The sequence below is a fragment of the Enterobacter cloacae complex sp. SHL022 genome (assembly GCF_049237785.1).
GTDB lineage: Bacteria > Pseudomonadota > Gammaproteobacteria > Enterobacterales > Enterobacteriaceae > Enterobacter > Enterobacter hormaechei_C.
The window spans coordinates 111,223-127,088 of record NZ_JBMKJH010000008.1; the positions used below are offsets into that span (position 1 = coordinate 111,223).

General features: G+C 57.1%; 16 protein-coding genes and 1 other RNA gene. 6 read left to right on the forward strand and 11 right to left on the reverse strand.

Going from position 1 to position 15,866, the window contains the following annotated elements:
- The first annotated feature begins 68 nt into the window (after positions 1-68).
- Entirely contained in the window at positions 69-536 is a 468-nt protein-coding gene (locus tag ACOTZD_RS17145; RefSeq protein WP_022650495.1) for a YlaC family protein, read from the forward strand.
- On the opposite strand, the gene ACOTZD_RS17150 is transcribed toward ACOTZD_RS17145, so the two are convergent.
- A complete protein-coding gene (locus tag ACOTZD_RS17150) occupies positions 508-1,968 on the reverse strand; it encodes a PLP-dependent aminotransferase family protein (RefSeq protein WP_116290499.1) in 1,461 nt (486 codons plus the stop codon). The genes ACOTZD_RS17145 and ACOTZD_RS17150 overlap by 29 nt on opposite strands.
- A 101-nt stretch (positions 1,969-2,069) precedes the next feature.
- Between ACOTZD_RS17150 and ACOTZD_RS17155 the strand changes: the two genes are divergently transcribed.
- Entirely contained in the window at positions 2,070-2,780 is a 711-nt protein-coding gene (locus tag ACOTZD_RS17155; RefSeq protein WP_022650493.1) for a GNAT family N-acetyltransferase, read from the forward strand.
- Here the strand turns inward: ACOTZD_RS17155 and ykgO are convergent.
- Positions 2,777-2,917, reverse strand: coding sequence for a type B 50S ribosomal protein L36 (ykgO, locus tag ACOTZD_RS17160; protein WP_032608666.1), 141 nt, complete (start codon positions 2,915-2,917; stop codon positions 2,777-2,779). The two genes, ACOTZD_RS17155 and ykgO, sit on opposite strands and share 4 nt — an antisense overlap.
- A gap of 2 nt (positions 2,918-2,919) precedes the next feature.
- Positions 2,920-3,180, reverse strand: coding sequence for a type B 50S ribosomal protein L31 (locus tag ACOTZD_RS17165; protein WP_015571255.1), 261 nt, complete (start codon positions 3,178-3,180; stop codon positions 2,920-2,922).
- Positions 3,181-3,396: 216 nt separating this feature from the next.
- Between ACOTZD_RS17165 and ACOTZD_RS17170 the strand changes: the two genes are divergently transcribed.
- Complete coding sequence (locus ACOTZD_RS17170; protein WP_174402108.1) at positions 3,397-4,956, forward strand: EAL domain-containing protein; 1,560 nt, start codon at positions 3,397-3,399, stop codon at positions 4,954-4,956.
- 51 nt (positions 4,957-5,007) lie between these two features.
- On the opposite strand, the gene ACOTZD_RS17175 is transcribed toward ACOTZD_RS17170, so the two are convergent.
- The 3 genes from ACOTZD_RS17175 to ACOTZD_RS17185 all read right to left on the reverse strand — a co-directional run bounded on the left by ACOTZD_RS17175 (position 5,008) and on the right by ACOTZD_RS17185 (position 9,960).
- The gene (locus tag ACOTZD_RS17175) at positions 5,008-8,097 is read right to left on the reverse strand and encodes a beta-galactosidase (protein WP_058652689.1); all 3,090 of its coding nucleotides are present in this window, start codon (positions 8,095-8,097) and stop codon (positions 5,008-5,010) included.
- Between the two features lie 103 nt (positions 8,098-8,200).
- Positions 8,201-9,271: a LacI family DNA-binding transcriptional regulator gene (locus tag ACOTZD_RS17180; protein ID WP_032608661.1), complete on the reverse strand. Its 1,071-nt coding sequence runs from the start codon at positions 9,269-9,271 to the stop codon at positions 8,201-8,203.
- Positions 9,272-9,348: 77 nt separating this feature from the next.
- Entirely contained in the window at positions 9,349-9,960 is a 612-nt protein-coding gene (locus ACOTZD_RS17185; protein ID WP_023324239.1) for a YczE/YyaS/YitT family protein, read from the reverse strand.
- Between the two features lie 84 nt (positions 9,961-10,044).
- Between ACOTZD_RS17185 and ACOTZD_RS17190 the strand changes: the two genes are divergently transcribed.
- On the forward strand, positions 10,045-11,466 hold the full coding sequence (locus ACOTZD_RS17190) for a PLP-dependent aminotransferase family protein (protein ID WP_022650488.1): 1,422 nt from the start codon (positions 10,045-10,047) through the stop codon (positions 11,464-11,466).
- A gap of 70 nt (positions 11,467-11,536) precedes the next feature.
- On the opposite strand, the gene ACOTZD_RS17195 is transcribed toward ACOTZD_RS17190, so the two are convergent.
- The 3 genes from ACOTZD_RS17195 to ffs form a co-directional block, all read right to left on the reverse strand.
- On the reverse strand, positions 11,537-11,752 hold the full coding sequence (locus ACOTZD_RS17195; RefSeq protein WP_015571263.1) for a hypothetical protein: 216 nt from the start codon (positions 11,750-11,752) through the stop codon (positions 11,537-11,539).
- A complete protein-coding gene (locus ACOTZD_RS17200) occupies positions 11,749-12,000 on the reverse strand; it encodes a hypothetical protein (protein WP_006809862.1) in 252 nt (83 codons plus the stop codon). The genes ACOTZD_RS17195 and ACOTZD_RS17200 overlap by 4 nt, the downstream gene beginning before the upstream one ends.
- Before the next feature lie 246 nt (positions 12,001-12,246).
- An RNA gene (gene ffs, locus ACOTZD_RS17205) (signal recognition particle sRNA small type) lies at positions 12,247-12,343 on the reverse strand.
- Between the two features lie 170 nt (positions 12,344-12,513).
- Here ffs and ACOTZD_RS17210 point away from each other — a divergent pair.
- The gene (locus ACOTZD_RS17210; RefSeq protein WP_003859016.1) at positions 12,514-12,825 is read left to right on the forward strand and encodes an MGMT family protein; all 312 of its coding nucleotides are present in this window, start codon (positions 12,514-12,516) and stop codon (positions 12,823-12,825) included.
- Positions 12,826-12,862: 37 nt separating this feature from the next.
- Here ACOTZD_RS17210 and ACOTZD_RS17215 read toward each other — a convergent pair whose 3' ends face one another.
- Complete coding sequence (locus ACOTZD_RS17215; RefSeq protein WP_003859018.1) at positions 12,863-13,390, reverse strand: YbaY family lipoprotein; 528 nt, start codon at positions 13,388-13,390, stop codon at positions 12,863-12,865.
- A 203-nt stretch (positions 13,391-13,593) separates the two neighbouring features.
- On the opposite strand from ACOTZD_RS17215, the gene tesB reads away from it, so the two are divergent.
- Positions 13,594-14,454: an acyl-CoA thioesterase II gene (gene tesB / locus ACOTZD_RS17220; protein ID WP_022650486.1), complete on the forward strand. Its 861-nt coding sequence runs from the start codon at positions 13,594-13,596 to the stop codon at positions 14,452-14,454.
- Positions 14,455-14,547: 93 nt separating this feature from the next.
- On the opposite strand, the gene amtB is transcribed toward tesB, so the two are convergent.
- Entirely contained in the window at positions 14,548-15,834 is a 1,287-nt protein-coding gene (amtB, locus tag ACOTZD_RS17225) for an ammonium transporter AmtB (RefSeq protein ID WP_022650485.1), read from the reverse strand.
- Positions 15,835-15,866 lie beyond the last annotated feature (32 nt).

Consider the following 15,866-nt stretch of genomic DNA (forward strand, 5'->3'; position numbering starts at 1 on the left):
TCATCGCGTAAACCCCTCTCATAAAATAAGCAGATCACCTGTATTTTCAACAATCATAAAGGCAAAAAATGACAGAGATACAGCGCCTGCTTACCGCCACCATCGACGATCTCAATACTCGCGAAAAGCGCGACAATCGCCCGCGCTTTAGCATCAGCTTTATTCGCAAACACCCCGGGTTGTTCGTCGCCATGTACGCCGCCTGGCTGGCAACGCTTATCGTCATGCTGAAGTCTGAAACGCTGGTCGATTCCGTCTGGCTGCTGGTAGTGCTGTTCGTGGTGTTTAACGCGTTTTTCTTTTTCGACGTCAATCCGCGTTACCGGTATGAAGATATCGACGTACTCGATTTCCGCGTGTGCTACAACGGGGAGTGGTACAACACGCGTTACGTGCCGAAGGAGCTGATCGACAGCATCCTGCACTCGCCGGCTGTCGAAGCCGGGCAAAAAGAGAAGTTGCAGAAAATGGTCACCACCAAGGGCCAGCTCTCTTTTTATGATGTCTTTACCCTTTCCCGCCCCACTGCTGCGTAATTAACGCCTGAAGACGTCGGATACCCGGCGCAAACTGCGAAGCAGAGGTATTGCCGTAACCTAAAACCAGACCGGTTTGCCCCTGCTTCGTCTCAAGGTAATATCCGCTCAGCGCAGCGGGTGCCAGCTGAAACGCTCTTGCCTGCTCCACCAGCCGCTGGTCGTCGATACCGTCAATCGCCAGCGCCAGGTGCATCCCTCCTTCTCCGGCAAGAACACGGTGCGGCGTATGAAGCTCTGCGCTTAGCACCTCTCGCAGTTGGCGGTATCGCTTACGATAAAGTCGGCGCATGGCGGCAAGATGTCGCGCATAGTGGCCTTCCTCAATAAACAGCGCCAGGGTGCGCTGTTCAGCGCGATGCCCGCCGCGCAGCAGCGAGCCGATGGCGGGACGTGCCGCCTTCGCCAGCGCTGGCGGTAACACCATGAACCCCATTCGGAGCGACGGAAACAGCGTTTTGCTGAACGTCCCCAGATACACAACGGGCGCGTTGTTGACCATACCCAGCATCGCCGGGACGGGCTCACCGGTATAACGGAATTCGCTGTCGTAATCGTCCTCAATGATCCACGCGTTGTGCTGCCGGGCCAGTTCCAGCAGCGCCAGACGCCGCCGCGCGCTGAGTACGCTTCCGTAAGGGAACTGATGCGATGGCGAGGTAAAAATCAGCGTGGGTGAAGGCGCACACATCCCTTCCCAGCACATCCCCTCGTCATCCACCGGTATGCCGGTCATCGCCAGGCCGGTTTTGACAAAAGCGCTTTTGGCGCCGCTATAGCCGGGATTTTCCACCCAGGCGACATCCCCCGGCTCGCTTAACAGCATTGTGCACAGATTGACGCCCTCCAGCGCCCCTTCGGTTATCACTATCTGGCTGGCGTCACAGTCAATGCCGCGGGAGAGCGCAAGATGGCGGGCAATGGCGGCCCGTAGCGACGGCTCGCCGGCAGGGTCGCCATACCCTAACAGGGCGCTTCCCTCCTCGCGCAGGACGCGATCGTACAACCGCCGCCACAGCGGCAAGGGGAAATAGTTGATGGCAGGCGTTCCCGGCGTAAACGCCATCACCGGAGTGTCACGCGGCACAGGCGCGGGCAGCCGGGCGACACGTTTTGTCAGCCTGACGTCCGGGTCCGGTAATGTCCGGGCAATCGTACGAGGAGCGAATTGCCCCACCCGCGTGCCCTGGCGGCTACGCAGCAAATAACCTTCGAGCGTGAGCTGGTCCAGCGCCGCGTTGACGGTATTTCGGGACACCGAGATCTGATGCGCCAGCGTTCGTGAGCCGGGCAAATGGCTGCCGGACCGAAGCCTTCCGCACAGTATGGCCTCCCGCAAAGCAAGATAGAGCGCGCGCTGGAGCGTCTCTGTCCCACGTTTTTTCAGCGCAGCATGGAGCAAGGTGTATAGCTCATCACCCGGTATATTCATCATTCCTCCTTGTGGTACCAGAAAAACATAACCTGGTGGTTCTTTTTAAGGAACCAGCAATTCATTAATCTGGAGATCTTCTTAACATCATGGAAATAAAGATGAATACATTCAATGAGTTTGGTCAACCTGTAGGGGAAAGCCTTATCGACTGGCAGCCTCGGCCGCACCCGTCCCGGGTGGTACTTCAGGGTCGCTATTGTCGGCTTGAGCCGCTGCGCATGGAGCATGCCCACGCGTTGTTCTCTGCGTATTCCGTGGCCGGAGATACCCGAAGCTGGACGTGGCTGCTGCGTGAGCCCGATGCCACCGCAGAGGAGTTTGCCGAATGGGTGGCGAGCGTAAGCGAATTAGCCGATCCCATCCACTTTACCGTTATCGATAACCAGACCCAGTCTCCTGTCGGGACGCTGTCCCTGATGCGGATCGATCCTAAAAACGGCGTCGTGGAAGTGGGACATGTTCACTTCTCGTCACTGTTAAGCCGCACGCCCATGTCGACAGAAGCGCAGTATCTGCTGATGCGGTACGTGTTCGATACCCTGGGCTACCGGCGTTATGAATGGAAGTGCAATAGCCTGAACGAACCCTCCCGCAAAGCGGCCCTGCGTCTTGGCTTTCAGTTTGAAGGGCGTTTTCGCCAGGCGCTGGTCATTAAAGGCCGAAACCGGGACACCGACTGGTTTTCAATTCTCGACAAAGAGTGGCCAGCGCTGGCGAGCGCCTTTGAAAGCTGGCTTGCCACCGACAATTTTACTGCCGATGGCAAACAGAAAAGATCCCTGGAAAGCTGGCGAGAAACGCGCGTCTAGCCCCTTTTTTTACGCCCCTGCACCGCCTTAAAGCGCGGGTTAGATTTGCAAATCACGTATAAGCGTCCCTTGCGTTTGACTATCTGGCAATCCGGGTGACGCTGTTTTGCACTGCGCAATGAGTTAAGCACCTGCATGATTAGCCTCGCTTCGCATCAAGAAAGCCGCCAAAACGCTTGCGGAAGCGTGCCGCGCTGCCATCTGTCGAGAAGGTCTTCTGCTTCCCGGTATAAAACGGATGTGATTTAGAGGAGACATCAAGAGTAACGTAAGGATACGTTTTCCCCTCAAGCTCAATTTCACGATCTGTCTTAATCGTTGAGCCAACTTTAAAATATTCATTAGCCGTGGTGTCGTGAAACACAACGGTGCGATAGGTTGGATGGATATTCGGTTTCATCTCTGGCCTTCATGTATTGTTATAACATAACAAAATACTATCTGAGCTTTGCTGCAAAAACAACCCCTGTGACGCGCAGCCTGTTTTTGAAAGGTTTATTCAGATACCTGCCTGAGACGGTTGCATGCTATAACTATATCATTTACCGATAAAAACTTTTTCCTCTGGCGCGCAAACTCCAGGCCCGGGGCGGGCATATGGGAAGGATAAAACAGCATGCGAACCCGACATCTGGTCAGCCTGGTGACAGGCGTACTGATCTTCTCTGTGCTGGTCCCTGTGTGCCTCAGTATCTGGCTGGCGCATCGTCAGGCTGAGGAGAAATTTGTGGACGCGCTGGACAGCTATGCCTCGCGTGTCCTGCTCCGTACCGACAGAGTCGTTGCGCAGGCAAAACAGGCGCTCACGCACCTACAGACATTCCACGCCCCGCCCTGCACTCCCCCGCATTTACGCGAAATGCGCCGGGTCGCGTTCTCATGGCGCTATATCCAGGAAGTGATGTATATCGATAACCTGAAACCGCTCTGCTCATCGCTTGAACAATCCAGTGATACGGCGATCTTACCGCCCCCAATGCGGATCACCGAAGATGGTTATAGCGCGTGGCTCACCTCGCAAAACGACCTCGGCATTCAGCGTTATATGGCCGTTCTGGGGAAAGGACATTATCTGGTAATGGTCGATCCGGCGTCGCTTGTGGATGTTGTTCCGTTTGGTGAAATCTCAATGGATGCCGCCCTGGTGGGCAGCTCAACCCATCATATATTTGCCAGAAGCAATGTTCTCGACCCGTATATTCTCTCTGTCGTTAAGGAGCAGCAGGACGTTACGCGCGTGCAATACAACGGCTCAATGTACGTGATGAAACCTGTACCCGAACTGGGGTTTACGGTGATCGCTTGGGTGTCGTTAAAACCGCTGGCGGCTTCCTGGCACCAGCAACTGATCATCTGGCTACCGGCTGGCATACTGCTAAGCCTGGTTGCTGCCCTTATTGTCATGCGCATTCTCCGCCGTTTGCTGTCCCCGCGTCACCGCCTGATCGACGCGATCAACAACCGGGAGATCGAGGTTCACTACCAGCCCATCGTGGCGCTGTGTAGTGGAAAACTGGTGGGTGCTGAAGCGCTGATGCGCTGGCCGCAGCCAGATGGCAGTAACCTGTCGCCTAATCTCTTTGTTCCGCTGGCTGAGCAGACAGGGCTTATTTCAACGCTGACGCGGCTAGTGGTAAATGAGGTATTTGAGGATCTAGGCGCCTGGCTACACCATCACCCGGAACTGCATATTTCTGTCAACCTTGCGCCATCGGATTTAACGTCCCCCGAGCTGCCTCGCCAGCTGAGTCAGTTGCTCAACAAATGGGGCGTCCACCCGCGCCAGATCGCCCTTGAATTAACCGAGCGCGGGTTTGCCGATCCTGCCGTCAGCGTACCTGCTATCGCTGCATTTCGCCGCGCCGGGCACGCTATCTACATTGATGATTTTGGCACGGGTTACTCCAGCCTGAGCTATTTGCAGGATCTGGATGTCGATACTCTGAAGATTGATAAATCCTTTGTGGATGCGCTGGAGTACAAGCACGTGACTCCCCACATCATCGAAATGGCCAAATCGCTTAAACTGGCGATGGTCGCAGAAGGCATTGAAACTGAAGGGCAGATCGAATGGTTGCATCGCCACGGCGTGCAGTACGGCCAGGGCTGGTATTTCAGCAAGGCGCTGCCTAAAGAGGATTTCATTCTCTGGGCCGCGCACAACCTCAGGAAATAAACCGATTGTGCGGTGTTACGTGCGGCCACGGCAGTGGCCGCACGTTTCGGCTCAGCCGTTCTGCTGCCAGCTAAACGTGTAGCGCAGCCGGCGGTTTTGCAGAATGAAGGCCGGGGCTACGCTCGGGCTCCATGAGTCGTCCCCCCCTACGCCCATGTGAAACGCATCAAGATTCAACCAGCAGCCAGCCTCTTCCCGCAGCAAGTGCTGATGCGTTGTCTCATGCAGCTGCCGCTGGCTATAACGGCTCAGGGAGAAATGGAACTGTCCCTGCAACTGATGGGAGCCAAACGTCAGCTCGCGGGTGTCGCAGCGCAAACCGTTCTCCGTCGGGAAGATATACGGCGTCTGCATCTCTTCCAGCGGTAACGCCCAGCGCCCCTGCTGCGCCGCCAGTTTTCTGTCCGGATAGTTTTCCAGCGGGCCTAGTCCCAGCCAGCGCACCGTTTCCGGGATATCCGCCAGCATAACGCTCAGGCCCACGCGAGCGGGCTCAGGAATGTCAGACGCCACCGTCACCTGCACATCACCGTGCAGCACCCCGTGGTCATCAATCCGCCAGACCTTGCAGCTTATAAACAGCGCTTTACCCTGATGCTCCCAGACGTGCTGCGTGGTCACCACCACCTCACGGTTATGCTGCTCCGCTTCACACTGGAGGAGGCGCGCAGACATCTCATACATCCCTGCCGCTTTCCAGCGTTCCACCCACGCGTTCGGATCGATGCGGGTCGCCTCGCTGACGCCAATGTCATTGTCCAGCGGCGCGCGGGTGAAGTTATCCGTTAGCGGAGAACGGAGCGTTTCAGCGCCCTCGTTCCACCACTGGGTCAAGTTTCCGGTGAGACGGCTAAACTGCCAGCGCTGCTGCTGATGAGTAATGTCCAGCGCCTCGTCCTGCACCGTTAGCTGCGGAGGGGTTCCGCCTGCTTTCGGTGGCGCAAGGTACAGCGGCGCCGGGAGCAGCCACTGATCCCAGGCACAACGGTGGCCGGGCGGCGACCACGGCGTGGCCTGCGGCTGAACGATCTCCACGTTGAGCCAGACCTCGCCCGGCTCAGCGACAAGTTCAGGCAGCGGGATCTCAACGTGCTGCGTCCCCTCGGGCGCAACAGAAAGGGGGGTTTCGCCGGAAGCCAGTACCGCACCGTCACGCGCCACCGACCATCGCAGATACTCGTTGTCAGTATGACGGAACAGATAATCGCTCTGGATCTCGACGACCAGCGGAGCGGTGCTCACCAGCGTAAAGGTAAAGAACTGCTGGGCACGCTGCGCCTCGTAAAGGGCGGGATGCGGAGTGCGATCGGGAAACACCAGTCCGTTGAGGCAGAACTGACGGTCGTTGGGCTTATCGCCAAAATCGCCGCCGTAGGCCCAGAATACCGTGCCGTCTTCCGCTTTTTTCGTCAGCGCCTGATCGACCCAGTCCCAGACAAAGCCGCCCTGCAACCGGGGATGGCTGCGGAATGCCTGCCAGTAGCTGGCAAAGCCGCCAAAGCTGTTGCCCATCGCGTGGGCATACTCGCACAGGATCAGCGGACGGGTTTCGTCCGGCATACCAATCCACTTTTTAATCGACCACTTTGGCACCGCCGGGAACGGCTGATCCTGATCGACGCGAGCGTACATCGGGCAGACAATATCGGTTGCCGCCGTACTGGCGCCGCCGCCTTCATACTGCACCGGCCGCGTGGGATCGGTGGTTTTCAGCCAGCGGTACAGCGCATCGTGATTCGCCCCATGCCCGGACTCATTCCCCAGGGACCAGATGATGATGGACGGATGATTCCGGTCCCGCTGCACCATACGCGTTACGCGTTCGCTCATGGCAGGCAGCCAGCGCGGATCGTCCGCCAGGCGGCTCATTGGCACCATGCCATGGGTTTCAATATTCGCCTCATCAACCACGTACAGGCCGTAGCGATCGCAAAGCGTGTACCACAGAGGATGGTTCGGATAATGCGAGCAGCGCACGGCGTTGAAGTTATGCTGCTTCATCAGTTCGATGTCGCGGCGCATGGTCGCCTCATCCATCACCTGCCCCTTCTCAGGATGATGTTCGTGACGGTTCACGCCGCGGATCAGCAGCGGTTTGCCGTTAAGCTTCAGCTGGCCGTTGCTGATTTCGACGCGTCTGAAACCGACATCGCAGGCTTCAGTCTCCAGCACGTTACCCTGCGCATCCCGAAGCGATATTGTCAGCCGATAGCATTCCGGTGTTTCAGCGCTCCATAGCGCAGGAGCGTTCACGGGTATCGCCACCCTAAGCCGTTCTGCCCAACTGCCGCGTTCGTCCACGATGGCCGATCCGGGCTGCTGCGTGGTTTGCGCGCAGGCTTCGCCGTTACGCCACAGGGTAAACGCCACCTCGCATTCGGCGTAGCGTGTGCCTTCCAGCGCAACGTCAACCCGGAGTATCGCCCGATCGCATTCGGCATTCAGATCGGTCACGATCTGATAATCGGCAATTCGCGTTTCCGGCTTGTGCAGCAGCGAGACGTCACGGAAAATGCCACTCATCCGCCACATGTCCTGATCTTCCAGATAGCTTCCGTCGCACCAGCGTAACACCATCACCGCCAGGCGGTTCTGCCCCGGTCGCAGCACCGCGCTGAGATCGAACTCCGCAGGCAGACGGCTGTCCTGCGAATAGCCCATCCACTGGCCGTTACACCACAGATGAAAAGCTGAATTCACCCCGTCAAAAATAATGCGGGTTTGCCCGCTGCACATCCAGGCGTCATCCATCTCAAATGTGAGCGAGTAACAACCGGTTGGGTTTTCAACCGGAACATAGGGCGGGTTCACATTTATCGGATAGGTGACGTTGGTATAGATGGGAGTATCAAATCCCTGCATCTGCCAGTTCGACGGCACGGGCATCTCAACGGCATCAGCCAGATCGTCCGTTATCCATGCCTCCGGAACCTGCTCTGGCGCCGGGAAAAAGCTGAATCGCCAGATGCCGTTAAGCAGACGCTTGCTCCGCGAAGGCTTATCCTCGCGGGCGAAGGTTTCATCGCGCCAGCTATGAAAAGGCGCGTGTGCGGCCAGACGATTCCACTGCGTCACACCCGGGTTTTCCCAGTCACGACGCGCCAGAAGTGCGCTGAGAGTCAGCGGCAATGTAGAAGACATATCAACCTCTTTGCGAAGCGCTCACAATTTTAGCCAACATGCCCTGGTAAACGGTAGCGGTAAAGACTTTGATCGTCACCAGGCGAGCACGATCACAAAAGTGCTAGCTGCGCGCCAGTTTCTCCGCCAGCAGCGCCAGCGTTCTGAGCTGTTGCGCAAGATCTTCACGATCGGCCTGCTGTGCGGCGCGCGGCGCGGTGGAATGACGCACGATCAACGTAACGGGAAGTTGTTCCTGCCTGCGTTCGTGGTGATGGGCAGGTGCCATCAGCCACTCCACGCTGCGCTCACCGGCCTCGCGGAACGCCTGCCGAACGGTGGTGAGCGGAGGTGAAAACCACGCGCTGTCAGCCGTATCATCAAACCCGACAACCGAGATCTGCCCCGGTACCGCAACGCCTTTTTCCGCACAGGCGCGTAAAACGCCAAGCGCCATCTGATCGTTAGCGACGAGGATCGCCTCCGGCAGCTGCGCGCCCGCCAGGAGCTGATGCCCTTTCTCATAGCCCGAAGCCGCGCTCCAGTCGCCCTGCGCCACCGCAAACGCCTCCACGTCGGCCTGAGCCAGCGTGGTTTTCCATCCCGCCAGACGAGCCCGGGCAGAGACAGAACTTTCCGGCCCGGCGAGCAGCGCAATTCGCTGGTGCCCCAGCGAAAGCAGATGCTCTGCCCCCAGGGCAGCGCCCTGTTCGGCATTGAAAACGAGACTGTTAACCCGAGCTGTGGGGGACACATCGAGAAAAAGAACCGGGGTCGGCGAGGCCATTTCCTGAAGCATTTCTGCCAGGGCATCTTCCAGCGGAACGTTCACCAGCAGCGCCTCTACGCGCTGCGCCAGTAATTCCTGCAAAGCAGCCTGACACTGCGCGGGTTGCTCCACCATGGAGATGAGTACGCTAGCACCCTGCTCCACTGCCCGGGATTTTACAGCTGAGGCGATTTGCGACGGCGCATGTAGCGCCAGATCGCTGGTCATCAGCCCCAGCGTGCGGGTGCGTTTCCCGGCCAGCTGCTGCGCGCCACGGTTGGGCACATAGTGTAGCGCCGCCATGGCCTGCCGGACCTTTTCCCGCGTACGGGCAGAAACGTGTTCCGCGTCGTTAATCACCCGGGAAACGGTCTGATAAGAAACGCCTGCCACGCGGGCAACGTCATAAAGAGTGATCGCTTTCATACATTCTGGCGTCGTGAAAAGAGAAGTCTCTATTCTGACACAGTTACGCCATCATAGCCTGTGAGCGCTTCGCAAAATTAAACAATCCGCTCCGGCTGTGCAGCTTTCTGAATGCGCGGTCTCTGGCGAAACCACGGCAAACAGAGCTGGATCAGCGGGCCGATGGTTAATGCATACAGCACGGTTCCAACGCCAAACGCTCCCCCGAGGAGGTAGCCGACGATCAACACAGTCACCTCGATCGCGGTACGCACGCTGCGGATCGACCAGCCCAGCCGGGCGTGTATGCCGGTCATCAGGCCGTCGCGCGGGCCTGCGCCAAAACCCGCGCCGATATACATCCCGGTGGCAAGGGCGTTAACCACAATGCCGGAAACCAGCAGGGTGATGCGCACGGGCAGCGAGGTGAGCTCAGGGATCAGCGCCATTGACGCATCTGCCGCCAGACCAATACAAATCACATTACTGATAGTGCCCAGCCCCGGCAGCTGACGCAGCGGGATCCACAGCAGCAGCACCGCTGCCCCGGTTAAAATAATCACCGTGCCGATGCTCATCCCTGTCTGGATGGCGACGCCAAGGTGAAAGACATCCCAAGGGTCGACACCCAGATCCGAACGAATAAACATCGCGGTTGAAAGCCCGTACAGGCCTAAACCGACATAAAGTTGTACCAGACGACGTACCATTTTCTCTTCTCCGAAGAACCAGGTTCCATCTTCGGTGAAAATGGCACTATGATTAATGTCCAGTTTTCAAATAGTGGACTGCACATGTCATCACGTCGTTTTGGAAGCCAGTCTCTGGTACGCCTGTTAGGGCACTGGCAGCAAGCCTCTTCCCGTACCCCGCTGTGGCGCCAGCTGGCTGACGCGTTACGCCTGTTGATTCTGGATGGCAGGCTGGCGCTAAACACGCGCCTGCCCGGAGAGCGGGAGCTGGCCACCGCACTGAGCGTAAGCCGCACCACCATCAGCAGCGCGCTGGCGCATCTGCGGGAAGAAGGTTATCTGGAGAGCCGTCACGGCAGCGGTTCACGGGCGATCCTGCCAGACAGCCGCGCCGTGCCCACGCTTTCCACAGCCAGTGCGGCGCTGGATCTCTCAACCGCCGCGCTCAATGCGGGGCCAGAGATCCACCAGGCCTACGCCCACGCGCTGACGGCCATCACGCCGAATCTGGCGCTGACCGGGTACGATCAGCTTGGGCTTCCGGCGCTGCGTGAAGCTATCGCCGCCCGCTACACCGCACGCGGTCTGCCCACCCGGGCAGACGAAGTGATGGTGGTGAACGGCGCCGTCAGCGGCTTTGCCCTGATCTTAAGAATGATGACCGGTCCCGGGGATCGCGTGGTGGTGGATCATCCCACTTACCCGCTGGCAATAGCCGCCATTCAGGGAGCACTATGCCGGCCCGTGGGCGTCTCGCTGCCTGAAACGGGTTGGGATACCGACGGTTTTGCCGCAACGCTCGCCCAGACCGCCCCGCGTCTGGCCTATCTGATGCCGGATTTTCATAATCCGACCGGGCGTTGCATGGATGCCGCGACGCGCCAGACCATAACCGACATCGCCGCGCAAACCCGCACCACGCTGGTGGTGGATGAAACCATGGTCGATCTCTGGTTCGATGCTCCCCCGCCGCCGCCGCTGGCCGCCTTTAACCCGGAGGCCGCGGTGATGACGCTGGGTTCCGCAGGCAAAAGTTTCTGGGGTGGGCTGCGTCTCGGCTGGATCCGCGCCTCGTCCCGCACTATCGCCACGCTCGCGCAGACGCGCGACACGCTGGATCTGGGTTCTCCGGTGCTGGAACAACTGGCCACGCTGTGGCTTATCGAAAACAGTGAAACCTTCCTGCCTGCCCGGCGGGAAATGCTGGCAGAACGTCGCGACCGCTGCGGCCAGATGCTGCGGGAACATTTCCCCGAATGGCGGTTTCAGGAAGCGGAGGGAGGGCTCTCATACTGGATTGAATTACCCGGCATGCTGGCGACGCAGCTGGCGGCACGCGCCGAGACGACAGGCATCATTATGGGCACCGGCACGCGCTTTGGGCTTTCAGGCGCGTTTGACCGCTATCTGCGAATGCCCTTCTCACTCAGTCCGCCGGAACTTGAAGAGGCATTATTGCGGATCAAACCGCTGTGGCGTGCGTTAAATAAAAGTGTAGCGCCAGTAAAACGGAGCCTGGTGTAAATTATTCGCCAGAAACAATAAAAACTGCTGACTGTAACGCATGCAGTCAGCAGTTTTCATGAAGAACAGCTTAATGTTGAGGAGGAATCGGGAAGCCTTTCAGCGAAATAATGAAATTATCCCCTTCTTTCTTTATTTTTGCACCGGTATCACACCAGTCAGACGCAATTCGAAAGAACTCATCACTTCCTACATTCCAGCCAAGACGAACATGTTTCACGTAGCCGGAACGTAACAGATTGCAGGCCTCGTTGTAGTCACTGGCAGTCGATAGTTGTTGTTTCATTTTCTCTTCTTCAGAAGTTTACGTAGTGCTTTGATTTCTTTAGGAGTAAATGGAGTTACGCTCTCTTCTTCCGTATGCTGATTATCAACATCCTCTTCCGATACTCCCGCCTCTTCTACTGCTTCAAATGCCAGCAGCAGCAGTTTCTCTGTGGTCACGCTTAAATTCTCATTATTGTCTTCCGCATAGTGGCGAAGTCTTTCTTTTAGCGCTTCATCAATTTTAACGTTTAAAACCGCAGTAACCATGATTGTCACATCCTTTCGGAACACGTGTTTAATTTAATACACGAAGATAAGTTTGTTATCCAGATATATATTTTTTAGCTTATGACAGAATAAAGGCATCCGAAAATAAAATGACAGTCTATTATTACAGGTTTATGACATTATTATTTCAGTTAAATGAAGGCTGTATTACAGAAAATACAATAGTCACATAATTTAGAAGGTTTATTCAGGGGAACAACTGAGAGGATCACAAATGGGTGGGGGCCCTGCCAGCTACATCCCGGCACCCACGTCGTCTGCCCTGGCTGCTTCCTTCCGGACCTGACCTGGTGAACAGAGTAGCGTTGCGGGAGAACCAACAGAGCCCCCATTGAGAGCGTTGATAACCAACGCGCTGGCGCATTATCCCTGTGGAGCACCTCAATTGCAAGCCGCTGACAACCGGATGCTGGATTATTGCGCAAACTGCCCCGACAATCTTCTTTATCTTCGTATAACATTACCCTTCGCTGATTTCCCGCAGGAGAAACAATGGACGAACATGACACTTTCCCACAGCGAGTGTGGCAAATCGTGGCTTCGATTCCGGAAGGCTGTGTCACGACCTATGGGGAAGTCGCCCGGCTGGCGGGTTCTCCGCGCGCGGCGCGTCAGGTTGGCGGCGTGCTGAGAAGGCTACCGGAGGGAAGCACGTTACCGTGGCACCGGGTCGTCAATCGCCATGGTGCCATTTCCCTCACCGGGCCAGACTTGCAGCGCCAGCGTCAGGCATTACTCTCAGAAGGGGTGCAGGTGTCCGGGGCAGGACAGATTGATATGCAGAAGTATCGCTGGGAGTACTGACGCCCTCTCCCGTCAACATGGAGAGGGCGAAGGAAAATTACATCTGTGTTGGGGGTGTAGGCAGAGTCGGCTGATTGGTTTGCGTTGCAACAGGCACTTCAGTTTGCTGCACCGGTACCAGGGTCAGGTCGATTTTGGTGCCGCCTTTGTTGACCGCTTCCTGTACGGTATCGGTGATAAAGACCAGCTTATCGTTGATCGTTACCGCCGCGCTCAGGAGGATACGCGCGTTAGGCTGGACGTCAGACGGGTTGTACGGCAGCACGAAGCTGAACGGCGCCTGTTTACCCTCTGTACGAACTGCACGCTGTGCAAGGACTTTAGACGGTGCATCCGCCAGAGACGCATCGGATAACGTGACCGTTAAAACCGCGTCCGGCGGCAGAGCGACTTTCTGTTTGATCCAGATGGTACCGGACACGTTGGGCTGTCGAATAGCTTGCTGTGAAAGGGTGTTAATCCCGTTTGGGGTCGCCGTTGGTACCGCTACATCGGCACTCTTATCCGCACAGGCGGACAACGCCACCGCCATTGCAACACCGCTTAACATAGGCACGAGTTTCATTGAAGTCTCCTTATCATCAATGCACCGGCGGGATCGATCCCATCCGATGTCGTTTTATTCACATAACGTAAACAAGTGTGGCACAAATCACGGATTTATGCCTAATTTTGCCCAGGTATTAAGATTATTCTACCCATCGGACCACTATCGTTTCTGCGTTATACTCAGCGTATCTTTCGCCACGGCGTTTATTGAGGACCACTATGAGTCAGGCACTGAACAATCTGCTGACATTGCTGAACCTGGAAAAAATAGAAGAAGGGCTTTTTCGCGGACAGAGCGAAGATTTAGGCTTACGCCAGGTTTTTGGGGGCCAGGTCGTGGGGCAAGCGCTATATGCCGCTAAGGAGACAGTTCCGGCAGACCGTCTGGTGCACTCATTCCACAGCTACTTTTTACGCCCCGGTGACAGCGCTAAACCGATTGTGTACGACGTGGAAGTTCTGCGTGACGGCCAAAGCTTCAGCGCCCGTCGCGTGGCGGCCATCCAGCATGGGAAACCCATCTTCTACATGACCGCCTCCTTCCAGGCGCCAGAGCCGGGCTATGAACATCAAAAAAAGATGCCGCCTGCCCCGTCGCCGGACGATCTGAAATCGGAAACCGAAATAGCCCGCGCACTCGCGCATCTGTTGCCGCCGCAGGTAAAAGAGAAGTTTCTGTGCGATAAACCGCTGGAGATCCGCCCGGTCGAATTTCATAACCCAATGAAGGGGCATACCGCTGAGCCCGCCCGTCAGGTGTGGATCCGCGCCAACGGCAGCGTACCGGCAGACTTGCGCGTGCATCAGTATCTGCTGGGTTATGCGTCGGATTTCAACTTCCTGCCGGTTGCGCTACAGCCGCACGGTGTGGGCTTCCTCGAAAAAGGGATGCAGGTAGCCACAATTGACCATTCCATGTGGTTCCACCGTCCATTCGATATGAATGAATGGCTGCTTTACAGCGTGGAAAGTACCTCTGCGTCCAGCGCGCGCGGTTTTGTTCGCGGGGAATTTTACACCCAGGATGGCGTGCTGGTGGCTTCTACCGTGCAGGAAGGTGTGATGCGTAATCGCGGGTGAGGTAAAAAGCCCGGTGGCTATGCTTACCGGGCCTGCAAATTACGCTTTTTCAGGCCGGGTAAGGCGAAGCCGCCGCCCGGCAAGGCACTCAAATTATGCGTTATAGGCATTCTCGCCGTGGCTGTTGACGTCCAGGCCTTCGCGCTCCTGCTCTTCCGGCACGCGCAGCCCAACGGTCATATCAGCCAGCTTGTAACCGATAAAGGCCACAACACCCGACCAGACAACGGTGATCGCGATACTTTCCAGCTGTACAAGCACCTGATGCCCCATGGTTACGCCTTCTGCGTAACCCACACCGCCCAGAGATTGGGCAGCAAAGATACCGGTCATGATACAGCCGACAATGCCGCACACACCATGCACGCCGAATACATCACACGGATCGTCAACGCGCAGAACACGTTTCAGTGCGGTAACGCCCCACAGCCCCGCCAGTCCTGCGACGATACCGATCAGCAGCGCACCGCCTACGCCCACGTAACCGCACGCTGGCGTAATACCTACCAGACCGGCAATCGCCCCGGAACAGGCACCCAGCAGCGATGGCTTGCCGCGAACGGCCCACTCGCCAAATACCCATGAGAGGATAGCGCCGGCGGTTGCCACAACGGTATTCACGAAGGCCAGTGCAGCGATTTCGTTAGCGGCGCTGGCTGAACCTGCGTTGAAGCCGAACCAGCCAAAGTAGAGGATGGCGGTGCCGGTAAAGACCATCGGCAGATTGTGCGGCTTGAATGCTTCCTTCCCGAAGCCCACGCGTTTGCCAATCAGGTAGGCGCCTACCAGGCCTGCTACCGCGGCGTTGATGTGCACAACGGTACCACCCGCAAAGTCCAGCGCGCCATGGGAAGCCAACAGACCACCGCCCCAGACCATATGCGCAATCGGGATATAGGAGAGCGTCAGCCAGACCACCACGAAAATCAGTACCGCAGAGAAGCGGATACGCTCAGCCAGCGCGCCCACAATCAGCCCCACGGTGATGCAGGCGAATGAGCCCTGAAACGCGACATGAATATACTGATAGAAGCTGCCCATTACCGCGGTCAGTTCGATATTTTTCAGCATCGCCCAGTTAACGTTGCCGAAGAAGGCGTTGCCCTCCCCGAAGGCCAGCGAGTAACCGTAAACCACCCACAGCACGCACACCAGCGCGAACGTGACGGCAACCTGCGTCAGCATGGAGAGTACGTTCTTGCCGCGAATCAGGCCGCCGTAAAACAGCGCGATCCCCGGAATCGTCATGAACAGCACCAGCGCGGTGCAAATCATCATAAAGGCGTTATCGGCTTTGTCTGCCACAGCAGGTGCAGCCATTGCCAGGCCCGGCAGCAGTGCCAGCGACCCCAGACCTGTTTTCATTGTTGCTTTCTTCATTTTCTCGATCCCTATCACTGTGTGCCAGGAGT

Coding starts and splice junctions, on each gene's coding strand:
- ACOTZD_RS17145 (WP_022650495.1), top strand. CDS start 69: ATGACAGAGATACAGCGCCTGCTTACCGCCACCATCGACGATCTCAAT.
- ACOTZD_RS17150 (WP_116290499.1), bottom strand. CDS start 1,968: ATGAATATACCGGGTGATGAGCTATACACCTTGCTCCATGCTGCGCTG.
- ACOTZD_RS17155 (WP_022650493.1), top strand. CDS start 2,070: ATGAATACATTCAATGAGTTTGGTCAACCTGTAGGGGAAAGCCTTATC.
- ykgO (WP_032608666.1), bottom strand. CDS start 2,917: ATGCAGGTGCTTAACTCATTGCGCAGTGCAAAACAGCGTCACCCGGAT.
- ACOTZD_RS17165 (WP_015571255.1), bottom strand. CDS start 3,180: ATGAAACCGAATATCCATCCAACCTATCGCACCGTTGTGTTTCACGAC.
- ACOTZD_RS17170 (WP_174402108.1), top strand. CDS start 3,397: ATGCGAACCCGACATCTGGTCAGCCTGGTGACAGGCGTACTGATCTTC.
- ACOTZD_RS17175 (WP_058652689.1), bottom strand. CDS start 8,097: ATGTCTTCTACATTGCCGCTGACTCTCAGCGCACTTCTGGCGCGTCGT.
- ACOTZD_RS17180 (WP_032608661.1), bottom strand. CDS start 9,271: ATGAAAGCGATCACTCTTTATGACGTTGCCCGCGTGGCAGGCGTTTCT.
- ACOTZD_RS17185 (WP_023324239.1), bottom strand. CDS start 9,960: ATGGTACGTCGTCTGGTACAACTTTATGTCGGTTTAGGCCTGTACGGG.
- ACOTZD_RS17190 (WP_022650488.1), top strand. CDS start 10,045: ATGTCATCACGTCGTTTTGGAAGCCAGTCTCTGGTACGCCTGTTAGGG.
- ACOTZD_RS17195 (WP_015571263.1), bottom strand. CDS start 11,752: ATGAAACAACAACTATCGACTGCCAGTGACTACAACGAGGCCTGCAAT.
- ACOTZD_RS17200 (WP_006809862.1), bottom strand. CDS start 12,000: ATGGTTACTGCGGTTTTAAACGTTAAAATTGATGAAGCGCTAAAAGAA.
- ACOTZD_RS17210 (WP_003859016.1), top strand. CDS start 12,514: ATGGACGAACATGACACTTTCCCACAGCGAGTGTGGCAAATCGTGGCT.
- ACOTZD_RS17215 (WP_003859018.1), bottom strand. CDS start 13,390: ATGAAACTCGTGCCTATGTTAAGCGGTGTTGCAATGGCGGTGGCGTTG.
- tesB (WP_022650486.1), top strand. CDS start 13,594: ATGAGTCAGGCACTGAACAATCTGCTGACATTGCTGAACCTGGAAAAA.
- amtB (WP_022650485.1), bottom strand. CDS start 15,834: ATGAAGAAAGCAACAATGAAAACAGGTCTGGGGTCGCTGGCACTGCTG.